Origin of the sequence: Bradyrhizobium sp. (assembly GCF_016213215.1) — a bacterium.
GTDB lineage: Bacteria > Pseudomonadota > Alphaproteobacteria > Rhizobiales > Xanthobacteraceae > Bradyrhizobium.
The window spans coordinates 41630-52803 of record NZ_JACRAW010000110.1 but is presented as its reverse complement, the minus strand read 5'-3'; the positions used below and the strand labels follow the sequence as shown (position 1 = coordinate 52803).

Sequence of the window (11174 nt, the reverse complement as noted above, 5' to 3'; positions counted from 1 at the left end):
GCGCCGCCGCCACCGCCGGCTGCCACTCGGCCGGCACCACCACCTCCTCCTCCGCCAAGCACGCGTCAGGCGCCACCTCCGCCGCCGCCGCCGCCACCCGCGGCGACTCCGAAGGCGCCACCGCCACCCGCGGCGGCGCCGCAGACGCAGGAGCGGACACCGCCGCCCCCTCGCGCGGCGACACCGCCTCCTCCGCCGCCGCCTCCGGCTGCGACAACGCCGGGGCGCGTCGCACCGTCGCCGACGCCAACCCGTCCGCCGCCGCCACCTGCCGCGGCACCACAGCCGCAGGCGCTACCAACTCCGGCAGCACCCCCGCCGCCTGCGGCGGGCCCGGCCACGCGCGTCCCGCCCACCCCGGCGCCGACGCCCACCCCACCGCCGCCTCCGGGCCGCGCCGGTCCGGCACCCGCGCCAGCGCCGACCGCTGCTCCCTCGCCGACCCCAGGTGCTCCTCCACCAGCGGGTGGAAGCATGGCGCCGCCTCCCGACCGGCAAGGCGCCACGTCTCCGCCTCCGTCGCCAGCGAATGGGGGAGCGCCGAGCCGCGTGCCGGCAGCCGGACCGGCCGGTGCTCCGCCGGCCGGCGCACCCGTGACGCGTCCCCCGGCGCCGACCGTCGCGGCCCCGCTGCCGCCGCCCCCACCGGCCCCGACACAGGCATTGACGCCGGTGCCGCAGGGAGCCGCGCCGCAGGGACCGACGCGCATGGACGCCTTCCGCAACGAGCGGCGGGAAGTCGTGCAGGACGGCCGCACCATCATCACCGAGCCCGGCCGGGTCATCATCCGCGACCCTTCGGGGATGGGGATCGTGCGGCACAACGAGCTCGAGCGCTTCCGCTACGGTGCGCGTGACATCCGCACCCAGCGGGTCGGCGGCGAGACCCGCACCGTCGTGATTCGTCCCGACGGCAGCGAGATCATCACCGTCGTCGGTCAGGACGGCCAATTGATGCGCCGGATCCGACGCGACCCGATGGGCCGCGAGATCATCATCATCGACAACAGCTATCGCGATCCGCGCGCGGTCGGCGGCTACTATGTCGACCTGCCGCCGCCGATGGTCCGCATCCCCGCGAACCGCTACATCGTGGAGTCGGACGAGGCCTCGCCGGAGCTGATCTACGAGACCATGCAGGCTCCGCCGGTGGACCGCGTCGAGCGCCGCTACTCGCTCGACGAGATCCGCTACAGCCCAAACGTGCGCATGTTGATGCCGAGCATCGACCTCAACACCATCAACTTCGATTTAGGGTCGTGGGAGATCACCCCCGACCAGGCAGAGAAGCTGCAGGTGATCGCCGACGGGCTGAACCGCGCGATCCAGCGCAACCCGCGCGAGGTGTTCCTGATCGAAGGCCACACCGATGCGACCGGCAACGACACCGACAACCTGTCGCTGTCGGACCGCCGCGCGGAATCGGCCGCCACGCTGCTCACGCAGCAGTTCGGCGTACCCGCGGAGAACCTGACCTCGCAGGGTTATGGCTCGCAATATCTGAAGGAACAGACTTCGGGCCCGAGCCGCTTCAACCGGCGCGTCACCGTCCGCCGCATCACGCCGCTGCTCAACGGCGGACAGGCGTCGCTGCCGCCGCCTCCGCCCGGCATCGCGCCGCCGCGCTGACGCGAGCGATCGGCACGAATGCAAATGGCCGGGAGCGATCCCGGCCATTTTCTTCGTCAGGCGCTAAGCGCCTGCGGCGGCATACAGGCCTCGCAAACCGCCGCGACATGCCGGTGATCCGTTCCGCAACAGCCACCGAGAATGCTCATGTCGGGAAACGAGCGTCTGAGATCGAGATAGCGGCGGCCGAGGTCGTCAGGATCGCCGCAATCCAGCACTTCGGATTCGTCGAGTTCCGCGTGGCTCTTGACCGACGCGTTGGCTCTGACGCCGCGAATGCGCTTGACCCATGCCTCGCCTGCCTGGAGCGCGCCCTCGAAATGGGTCGGATGAGCGCAGTTGATCAGGAAATATTCGCAAGCGCCCTGCGTTGCGCCGTCCACGGTTTCGATGGCTTGCCGCAAGGGCTCTCCCCTCACGAGTCGGCCATCGGTTTCGACCGTGAACGAAATGGCCACGGGAACATCGTGCGCCCTGGCTGCGCGCACGATGCCGGTCGCCTCATTGATGCTCGTCAGCGTAAACGCCGTCACCATGTCGGCTCCCGCTTCGGCGAAGGCCGAGATCTGTGCTGCGTGATAGGCTTCCGCCTCCGCCGCATCCATGTTGCCGGCCTTGTAGCCGTCGCCGCGCGGACCGATCGCCCCGCTGATCACGCATGGCCGGTTCGGCGCTTCCCACGCGCCTCGCAATTCCTCGAGAAAGCGAATGGAACGGACATTGATCGCCTTGAGCGCGGCCGAATCATAGCCGAGCCTGGCTCCCCAATCGGGGTTGGCGCGCCAGGTCGGGCTGTCGAGCACAAAGCCGAGCCCATGCCGCCGCGCGATGCCGAGATAGGCTTCGTAATATTGCTTGAGGTGCTGCCGGCCGTCCGCGCTGTCGAGCAGCACGAACGCTGCGAAGTGGGGCAGTTCCAATCCCTTGTGGAAGATCAGCGTGGTTTCCATGCCGCCGTCGGTCAGGAAGATGCCGCCCCGGCGTTGCGGCAGGTCGCGTCTGTATCTGGCCATTTCCAACTCCGTCCATTGCGGGGAGCAGCGCTTTCGTATGTCTCGCCACGCCATCTCCGATTTGCCGCCGTTGGTGCCGCATAATGTCGCGGCGTTCTAGGCGGCTCGTGGTAGGGCTGAACCTGGGGCTGCAAACAGATACAAATCAGATACTTGCGCGAAACGTGCGGGCGCGCGGTGCGGTGCCCGCGACCGAATCCGCACCGCCGGTACAGTTCTTGGAGGCGTCGAATGGGGAAGGGCGAAGCAACGCGCGAGCGAATTCTCGAAATCGCGGAAGCGGCCGTGCTCGCCAAGGGTTTCGGCGCAACCTCGATCGAGGAGGTGATCGCCGAGGCTGGCCTGACCAAGAGCGGCTTCTTCTATCACTTCAGGGACAAGAATGCGCTGGCGCGGGAAATGCTGCGCCGCTACGTCGAGACCAATGATCGCCTGTTCGACGACGTCTTCGCGCGCGGACGTCAGCTTTCCGACGATCCGTTGCAGGCGTTCCTGATCTCGTTGAAGCTGCTCGCCGAGGTGATGGCCGACCTGCCGAACGGCCATCCCGGCTGCCTGATCGCCAGCATCTGCTATCAGGAACGGCTGTTCGATCGCGAGGTGCGCGACCTCACCGCGCAATCTGTGCGGGGCTGGAACGCGCGGTTCTGCAAGATCCTTGAAGGCATCGCCGCCGCGTATCCGCCTCGCGAGGCAATCGATCTCGACGATCTCGCCGACATGCTGTCCTGCGTCGTCGACGGCGGCATCATCATGTCGAAGACGCTGAACGACCCGAGGCGCCTGGAACGGCAGATATTGCTGTTCCGGAACTACGTGAAGCTCCTGTTCGCTCCGGCCGCGTTGTCCTGACGCCTACAGTCCGAGCTTCCTGTTGCGCTGGCCGAGCGTGCGCAGGCGCAGCGCGTCGCGGCGGGCGATCGGCGCCAAATGCAAATGGCCGGGAGCGATCCCGGCCATTGTCAAGGGCGCGCCGGCGCGGTTCAGCTCTTGTCGCTATCGAGCCTGAAGATCTGGGAGCCCTCCCCGGTCGACAGCAAGCCTGTCTCTGCGTAGAGATTCAGCTTCGCGCGGGTATCGGCGATATCGAGGTTGCGCATTGTCAGCTGGCCGATACGGTCCGCTGGCGTGAACGCCGCATCGCCCACCTTCTCCATGCTCAGCCGCTCCGGCTGATAAGTCAGGTTGGGACTCTCGGTGTTCAGGATCGAGTAGTCGTTGCCCCGGCGCAGCTCGAGCGTCACCTCGCCGGTGACCGCGCGAGCCACCCAACGCTGGGAGGTTTCGCGCAGCATGAGGGCTTGAGAATCGAACCACCGCCCCTGGTAGAGCAATCGGCCAAGGCGCAGGCCGCCAATCCGGTATTGCTCGATGGTGTCTTCGTTGTGGATGCCAGTGATCAGGCGTTCGTAGGCGATGTGGAGCAGCGCCATGCCGGGGGCTTCGTAAATGCCGCGGCTCTTTGCCTCGATGATCCGGTTCTCGATCTGGTCGCTCATGCCGAGGCCATGTCGACCGCCGATGGCATTGGCCTCAAGGAACAGCGCAACCGGATCGGCGAACGTCTGGCCGTTCAGCGCGACGGGCTGGCCCTCCGCAAACCGCACAGTGACCTTTTCGGCCTTAACGATACAGTCGTCGCGCCAAAACGGCACGCCCATGATGGGATTGACGATTATGATGCTGCTGTCCAGGCGCTCAAGATCCTTGGCCTCGTGGGTTGCACCGAGGATATTGCTGTCGGTCGAATAGGCCTTTTCGGCACTCATCTTGTAGTCGAATCCACTGGCGGTCAGGAACGCCGACATTTCGGCGCGGCCGCCCAGCTCGTCGATGAACTGCTGGTCGAGCCAGGGCTTGTAGATCCGCAAGTTCGGATTGGTCAGCAGGCCATAGCGATAGAACCGCTCGATATCGTTGCCTTTGAAGGTGGAGCCGTCACCCCAGATGTTGACGCCGTCCTCCTTCATGGCCGCCACCAGCATCGTGCCCGTCACAGCGCGACCGAGGGGTGTGGTGTTGAAGTACGTGGTGCCGCCGGTGCTGATGTGGAAGGCACCAGTTTGGATGGCGGCAATACCTTCGTGAACCAATTGGGTGCGGCAATCCACGAGTCTGGCTTTTTCAGAGCCGAAGTCCATGGCCTTGCGCGGAATCTCGTTGTAGTCGGCCTCGTCAGGTTGGCCGAGGTTGGCGGTATAGGCAAAGACGCGGGCGCCTTTTTGCTTCATCCACAGGAGCGCCGCGCTGGTGTCGAGACCGCCCGAGAAAGCGATGCCGACTTTTTCCCCTTTGGGCAGGCTTTTCAGAATCGTACTCATGGAGCTTCCAATCGGTCGAGATAGCTGATGTCGTTTTAGCACAAGGGTGGCAGTTCGCTGGGATCGGATTACCCCGGCTGGCGCCAGCGCTGCCTTAAGCGGTATGCCGGCCAGGCCAGCCGGGTCAGCGCGGCGTCGATCGCCTCATCCGACAAAATGGTCCGGCGCCAGCGGTAGATGAAGCCGTGGGCGAGCCAGATCACCAGGAAGGTAACGATGCCCGCGATCGCCACGTCGGTGAAGAAGTGGCCGCCGAAAGCCATACGCAACAGGCTGGTGGCCGCGCCGAACACCGTCGCCGCGGCATAGGCGAGCGGCCGCCAGGTCGGTGGCGCCAGCGCGGCCGGCGCCAGCGTCCAGAACGCTGTCGCGCCTTCGCCCGAGAAGAAAGAACAGTTGCGCCCGCAGCCGCCGCGCGGATCCCACCACGGCATGAATTTCAGCTCGCCGCCAAACTCGGTGACCACCACCGGGCGCGGCCGGCCCCAATAGGTCTTGAAGGTGAAGTTGGTGAGCACGCCGGCGGACAGTGCGAGGGTGGCGACCAGGAAAATGATCGCGCGCCCCGACACCAGGAGAGGCCGGTCCGGCCAGGTCAGTTTGATCAGAAGCGCCCCGATCGACGGCAGCGCGAACGCCCACGCGATCCACATCGCGGCATCGCGCGCCACCCGCGCAACGGGGTTGAGCTTGAGCGGAAAGCTCTTCGTCTGCGGATCGAAGAACAACGCCGCCAGCTTGAGATCGAGTTCGGGATAAATGCCGAATACCAGCGCGATCGCGGCAAACAGCGACAGGGCGATGAATAGTCCGGTCCGGTTCATGGCGCGCGGTTTAACCGAGGCAGGCGGGGATGGAAAGGGATTAGGCACGCTGCCCATCCTCCCCTGGAGGGGCCCTGGAGGGTGAGTGATAAAGAAAGCATCACATCGCGTCGGATCGCGAACGCGACGGCAGCGGCGGTGGCGGCTTGGGCGGCGGCGACGGCTTGCGCCAGGCCCCGGCATTGCGGCCCGCGATCATCCAGTAGATGACACCTGCGACGATGCCGGCGCCGGTCATGATCTCGAGGTGCCGCCGGACGATGCCCGTAAACTGCAGCGTGTCGGGATCGAACGGCACGAGGCCGAGATAGCAGGCGAGGCCGACCAGCCCGCCGCCCACCGCATAAGCCAGCGCGCCGCGGATGTAGAACGCCTCGGTGATCGCGACGATCACCATTGCCGGCAACAGCGCAAAGCCCGAGACGAAGATGAAGCCGAAGCCGAGCAGGATTTCGAAGACGCCCTCATCGACCGGTCCGGCGCCGAGATCGCTGAATTCCGGAAACAGCACCGCGCCGACAACGATCATTCCCGCCACAAGACACGCGGCGATGAAGCCGATCAGGATCACGAAGAGGCGGCCGATCAGTGCCATGCGGGAAGAGCCGACGTTGCCGTCATTGCGAGCGGAGCGATGCAATCCAGAAATCCCGCCGGCGAAGCAGGCTGGATAGCTTCGTCGCTGCGCTCCTCGCAATGACGAGGTTCAATGGACATTCACACAATCCGCCTAGTCCGTCATCGCCATGGCACGCAGCGCCTGGCGCTCGCGGGCGGACAACTTCTCGGTTTCCGACTTGAGCTGACCGCAGGCGGCGAGAATGTCGCGGCCGCGCGGCGTACGCACCGGCGAGGAATAGCCGGCATTGAAGATGTATTCGGAGAATTGCTCGATCTGGTCCCACTCCGAGCACTCGTAGGCCGTGCCCGGCCAGGGATTGAACGGGATCAGGTTGATCTTAGCCGGAATGCCCTTGAGCAGCTTCACCAGCAGCTTGGCGTCGTCGAGCGAATCGTTGACGCCCTTGATCATCACATATTCGAAGGTGATGCGCCGCGCGTTCGAGGCGCCCGGGTAATCGCGGCAGGCCTGCAGCAACTCGGCGATCGGGTATTTGCGGTTGAGCGGCACGAGCTCGTTGCGCAGTTCATCGCGCACCGCGTGCAGCGAGATCGCCAGCATCACGCCGATCTCGTCGCCGGCCCGAACGATGTTCGGCACCACGCCCGAGGTCGACAGCGTGATGCGCCGGCGCGAAATGCCGATGCCTTCATTGTCGGCCACGATCAACAGCGCGTCACGCACCGCGTCGAAATTGTAGAGCGGCTCGCCCATGCCCATCATCACGATGTTGGTGACGAGCCGGCCGCCGCCGGGCGTGTCTCGGTCGGCCCAATCGTTGAGGCGGTCGCGGGCGACCATCACCTGACCGACGATCTCGCCGGCGGTGAGATTGCGCACCAGGCGCTGGGTGCCGGTGTGGCAGAACGCGCAGTTCAGCGTGCAGCCGACCTGGGAGGAGACGCAAAGCGTGCCGCGGTCGGTCTCGGGGATATAGACGCACTCGATCTCGTGCGGCCGTTCGATCTTGTCGCCGCTCGGCAGCCGCAGCAGCCATTTCCGGGTGCCGTCGCTGGAAATCTGCTCGGCGACAACTTCGGGACGATCGACCGTGAAGTGCTGTTGAAGCTCGGCGCGGGTCTCTTTCGAGATCGAGGTCATCTCGTCGAAGTTCGTGGCGCCACGGAAATAGATCCAGTGCCACAATTGCTGGACGCGCATTTTGCGCTGCGCCGGCGGCACGCCGATCCAGCCCAGCCGCTCGGCGAGCTCAGCGCGCGACAGACCGATCAGCGACGGTTTTGCCGGCGCGACATAGGTCTCGAGCGGGGTCTTTTCCAAGACAAGCCCGGCAGGGGAAGTGGTTTCGATCAATTCGACGGTCATGGTCTGTTGTCTTGGAAAATTCTCGACCTCATCCTGAGGAGCTCGCGAAGCGAGCGTCTCGAAGGATGAAGCCCGGATAGGGCAGCTCGGCCTCATGGCTCGAGACGGCGCATGAAGCGCCTCCTCACCATGAGGGGAAACAGCCATCAGATAGGCGTTCCAGAGCCGCCGAACAACGTCAAATCGGCCCAAAAGCGCCTTACCGCCTGCAGTCCTGCGCGATCCTGTCGAGCGCCTGGGACAAGCCCTTCAGCGAGAAAGTGTCGGTCGTCTCGGTCCCTTTGGCCGAAATGCCCTTGACGACGAGGTCGCTCGAGCGGCGCATCGCGTCGACCATCCGTTCTTCCTCGGCGGCGTTCTTGATCCAGAGCCCGTCACCCTGGGTATACATCGCGAACGACGCACCGCCGACCTCCAGGGTCGATTCGGAACCCGGCTTCAGCATGTAGCCGATCATGACCGAGACTTCGTTGGCGACCTTCTCCGCCGGCCGGGTCGAGACAAAGGCATAGGCCGGATCGCGCGGGCGATTCGGCGGGTTTGTTTTCGAGGATGAGGGCTTGGCCAGGGCAAAGCACACCCGCTTGCCGTTCGGCGAGGCGGCATAGGCACCCCAAGTCCCGAACTGGCCGATCAGGGTCGGCTCGGCACCCCCCGCAACCGTTCCCGGAGGCGTCAATGGCTTCGCGGCCGGCTTGGCCGCCGATTTTGCGGGTTTGTTATCGGGCTTGTTTTCGCTCTTGTTTTCGGACTTGGCATTCTCGGACTTGGCCGCCTTCGGCGCAGTCTGCGCCTGCGCGAAGCCCGCCGCCCCGCACACCAGTCCACCAGCCAAGAAAGCTATCAGCACCCGCCGCATGGCTGGAGTGGTTCCCTCAATATTGTGACTGGAAGATGGCTTGAATCAGTTTGTCCCCACAGAGGGATAGCCCGCAATCCCTGGTTTGGAAAGATGGCTGCCGTGGGCGGCTGAACGCGCTAGTGCGTGGCAATTGACCGGAGTGTTTCGAATCGGCGCAACCTTTCGCACGCTAAGCCCTGGCGCGCGAAGCGCGATGCTTCTCCCATTGCGCATCCGACCATTGCAGCAGGTCCTCGGCGCCGGAGCTGCGCAGATGCGCACCGCCATCCACCACCACCATCTCGCCATTGATGTAGCCGGCGCGGTCGGAAACCAGAAAACTTGCGAGATCGGCCAGCTCGTCGTGCGCACCGGTGCGGCCGAGCGGATTGCGCGAAGCCCAGTTTTCATCTCGCCCTTCGGGGCGAAGCTGTCCCGACGCGCCGGGGGTGGGAAAGGGACCGGGCGCGATCGCCACGGTGCGGATGCCCTTCGGCCCCCACTCCACCGCGAGACTCTTGGTCATGGCCAGCAGCGCCGACTTCGCCATCGCGGATGGAACGGTGAAGGCGCGGCCGGTGATCGTGGAGGTCGAAAGAATGGAGAGCACGATCGCGTGGTGCCCGCCTTCGATCCACCGCCGTCCGGCCGCGATGGTGCAGTACATCGCCCCATGCAGCGTCGGCGCGAGGATGGCGTCCGCTGCGCGAAACGACAAATCCTCGGTTTGTGCGATGAAAGTGGCGGCCGCATTGTTGACGAGCACGTCGAGCGGTGCATCGCGCCAGATGGCGTCCATCAGGGCTTCGACGGCCGCACCGTCGCGGACGTCGCAGCTTATGGCCGTGACTTTGCCGCCGGTCGCCTTGTGCATCTCGCTGGCCGTTGCTTCCAGCCGGTCGACTTTGCGGCCGCAGATGATGAGCTCGGCGCCGAGCTCGAGGAAACGTCGTCCCATCGCCGCCCCCAGCCCGGAACCGCCACCCGTCACCAGGATGCGCTTTTTCTTCAACAGCCCTGTTTGAAACATCGTTTGAATCCCTCCATATTTTGGATACCGGGCACGCACGCGCCTCCCCACCATGAGGGTTGAAACCTCATCCTCGGTCCGGCATGAAGCAAGCCAACTATACTTTTCCGGGTCGAACGCCAGGTGTGTCCATGAAAGCCATCCTCTGCTCCCAATACTGTCAACCCGACGACCTTGTGCTGGCCGACGTGCCTGACCCCGTCGCCGGACCGGGCGAGGCCGTGATCGCGATCAAGTCCGCGGCGCTCAACTTCTTCGACATCCTGATGATCCAGGGCAAGTACCAGATCAAGCCGCCGTTTCCGTTTTCACCGGCGGCGGAAGTCGCCGGCGTGATCGAGAGCGTTGGCGCCGGCGTCACCGATCTTAAGGTCGGCGACCGCGTGGCGGCTTCGTGTGGCCATAACGGCGCACGCGAAAAGATCGCGCTGCCGGCGGCCTCGATCGTCAAGATTCCCGACAATCTCGACTACGACCGCGCCGCCGGGATCTTCATCATCTACGGCACCGCGCTGCATGCGCTGGAAGATCGCGCGAGCCCCAAGGCGGGCGAAACCCTTGCCGTGCTGGGAGCGGCCGGCGGCACCGGGCTTGCCGCCTGCGAGCTCGGAAAACTGATGGGCCTGAAGGTGATTGCCTGCGCCTCTTCGGAAGAGAAGCTCGAATTCGCCAAGGCCCACGGGGCCGAGCTGACGCTGAATTACGCCAAGGAAGACCTCAAGGAGGGGCTGCGCCGGCTGACCGACGGCAAGGGCGTCGACATCATCTTCGATCCCGTCGGCGGCAATTACGCGGAAGCCGCGCTGCGTTCGATCGCGTGGGAAGGACGCTTTCTCGTCATCGGCTTTGCCGCGGGCGACATTCCGAAGATGCCGCTCAATCTCGCGCTGCTCAAGGGCTGCGACATCCGCGGCGTGTTCTGGGGCAACTGGGCGCGGCTCAATCCCGCCAAGAACCGCGCCAATCTCGAGAAGCTCGTAAAGTGGACGGCGGAAGGCAAGATCTCCTCGCACGTCGACCGCACCTTCCCGCTCGCGCAAACCGCCGACGCGCTCAAGGTGATCGCAGGCCGAAAAGCCATGGGCAAGGTGATCCTGCATCCGTGAGCAGGATGTCTTTGCGAGGCAACGGGTCGCGCAACACGCCGCCCGATGACCGGCTCCGCGCGAAGAAGCAAATCCAGAGCGCGTGCGCGGAAATACTCAGGATTGCTCCGTCGTGGGAGTATTTCATCCGGCCGCACCAAGGTGGAACCGGGCGGCTCTCGCGACGATGGAGTCAAGCCGTCGCCGATGCTTGCTGCGGCTAAGAGCAAGCTTCGCCGTTTTTTGAACATATCGGAACCCGCCTGCGCGGGCATGACGGTTTCAGCTTCGGTTCATCTGCCGGCCGACTTCTGAAATTGCGGTGCATTTCGTCTGCTTGCCCAAATCAAACCCAAATATCTCCCCATTCGCGCCGACGACCGTCGCTTTTTGGGCTGATTCAAATTCGATTTACATGGGTCAGTAGCGGGGCGCTTCTGGGCAAAACAAAACAACCTTCCCAACGGCTGCTCCGGCGTTGCG

Annotated in this window: 10 protein-coding genes; 3 read left to right on the top strand and 7 right to left on the bottom strand. The window is 64.9% G+C overall.

Annotated features, from left to right (window positions below):
- A partial coding sequence (locus tag HY852_RS19275; RefSeq protein WP_291606381.1) for an OmpA family protein occupies positions 1 to 1629 on the top strand: 1629 nt, incomplete at its 5' end.
- Positions 1630 to 1685: 56 nt separating this feature from the next.
- Here the strand turns inward: HY852_RS19275 and HY852_RS19270 are convergent.
- Positions 1686 to 2642, bottom strand: a complete 957-nt coding sequence (locus HY852_RS19270) for a homocysteine S-methyltransferase family protein (RefSeq protein WP_291606380.1) — start codon at positions 2640 to 2642, stop codon at positions 1686 to 1688.
- Positions 2643 to 2873: 231 nt separating this feature from the next.
- Here HY852_RS19270 and HY852_RS19265 point away from each other — a divergent pair, with 231 nt between their 5' ends.
- Positions 2874 to 3494 (top strand): TetR/AcrR family transcriptional regulator, encoded by a 621-nt coding sequence (locus tag HY852_RS19265; RefSeq protein WP_291606379.1) that lies wholly within the window; start codon positions 2874 to 2876, stop codon positions 3492 to 3494.
- Positions 3495 to 3625: 131 nt separating this feature from the next.
- Here HY852_RS19265 and argG read toward each other — a convergent pair whose 3' ends face one another.
- The 6 genes from argG to HY852_RS19235 form a co-directional block, all read right to left on the bottom strand.
- The gene (argG, locus tag HY852_RS19260) at positions 3626 to 4963 is read right to left on the bottom strand and encodes an argininosuccinate synthase (RefSeq protein WP_291606378.1); all 1338 of its coding nucleotides are present in this window, start codon (positions 4961 to 4963) and stop codon (positions 3626 to 3628) included.
- A gap of 68 nt (positions 4964 to 5031) precedes the next feature.
- Positions 5032 to 5787, bottom strand: coding sequence for a phosphatase PAP2 family protein (locus HY852_RS19255; protein ID WP_291606388.1), 756 nt, complete (start codon positions 5785 to 5787; stop codon positions 5032 to 5034).
- Positions 5788 to 5887: 100 nt separating this feature from the next.
- The gene (locus HY852_RS19250; protein ID WP_291606387.1) at positions 5888 to 6382 is read right to left on the bottom strand and encodes a hypothetical protein; all 495 of its coding nucleotides are present in this window, start codon (positions 6380 to 6382) and stop codon (positions 5888 to 5890) included.
- A gap of 135 nt (positions 6383 to 6517) precedes the next feature.
- On the bottom strand, positions 6518 to 7735 hold the full coding sequence (gene rlmN, locus HY852_RS19245) for a 23S rRNA (adenine(2503)-C(2))-methyltransferase RlmN (RefSeq protein WP_291606377.1): 1218 nt from the start codon (positions 7733 to 7735) through the stop codon (positions 6518 to 6520).
- 199 nt (positions 7736 to 7934) lie between these two features.
- On the bottom strand, positions 7935 to 8594 hold the full coding sequence (locus HY852_RS19240; RefSeq protein ID WP_291606376.1) for an invasion associated locus B family protein: 660 nt from the start codon (positions 8592 to 8594) through the stop codon (positions 7935 to 7937).
- Between the two features lie 172 nt (positions 8595 to 8766).
- Entirely contained in the window at positions 8767 to 9606 is an 840-nt protein-coding gene (locus HY852_RS19235; protein WP_291606375.1) for an SDR family oxidoreductase, read from the bottom strand.
- Between the two features lie 131 nt (positions 9607 to 9737).
- Here HY852_RS19235 and HY852_RS19230 point away from each other — a divergent pair, with 131 nt between their 5' ends.
- Positions 9738 to 10712, top strand: a complete 975-nt coding sequence (locus tag HY852_RS19230; protein ID WP_291606374.1) for an NADPH:quinone oxidoreductase family protein — start codon at positions 9738 to 9740, stop codon at positions 10710 to 10712.
- Positions 10713 to 11174: the final 462 nt, after the last annotated feature.

What these genes read in the sequence shown, in the direction of transcription:
- HY852_RS19270 (WP_291606380.1), bottom strand. Translation starts at nt 2,642, where the DNA reads ATGGCCAGATACAGACGCGACCTGCCGCAACGCCGGGGCGGCATCTTC.
- HY852_RS19265 (WP_291606379.1), top strand. Translation starts at nt 2,874, where the DNA reads ATGGGGAAGGGCGAAGCAACGCGCGAGCGAATTCTCGAAATCGCGGAA.
- argG (WP_291606378.1), bottom strand. Translation starts at nt 4,963, where the DNA reads ATGAGTACGATTCTGAAAAGCCTGCCCAAAGGGGAAAAAGTCGGCATC.
- HY852_RS19255 (WP_291606388.1), bottom strand. Translation starts at nt 5,787, where the DNA reads ATGAACCGGACCGGACTATTCATCGCCCTGTCGCTGTTTGCCGCGATC.
- HY852_RS19250 (WP_291606387.1), bottom strand. Translation starts at nt 6,382, where the DNA reads ATGGCACTGATCGGCCGCCTCTTCGTGATCCTGATCGGCTTCATCGCC.
- rlmN (WP_291606377.1), bottom strand. Translation starts at nt 7,735, where the DNA reads ATGACCGTCGAATTGATCGAAACCACTTCCCCTGCCGGGCTTGTCTTG.
- HY852_RS19240 (WP_291606376.1), bottom strand. Translation starts at nt 8,594, where the DNA reads ATGCGGCGGGTGCTGATAGCTTTCTTGGCTGGTGGACTGGTGTGCGGG.
- HY852_RS19235 (WP_291606375.1), bottom strand. Translation starts at nt 9,606, where the DNA reads ATGTTTCAAACAGGGCTGTTGAAGAAAAAGCGCATCCTGGTGACGGGT.
- HY852_RS19230 (WP_291606374.1), top strand. Translation starts at nt 9,738, where the DNA reads ATGAAAGCCATCCTCTGCTCCCAATACTGTCAACCCGACGACCTTGTG.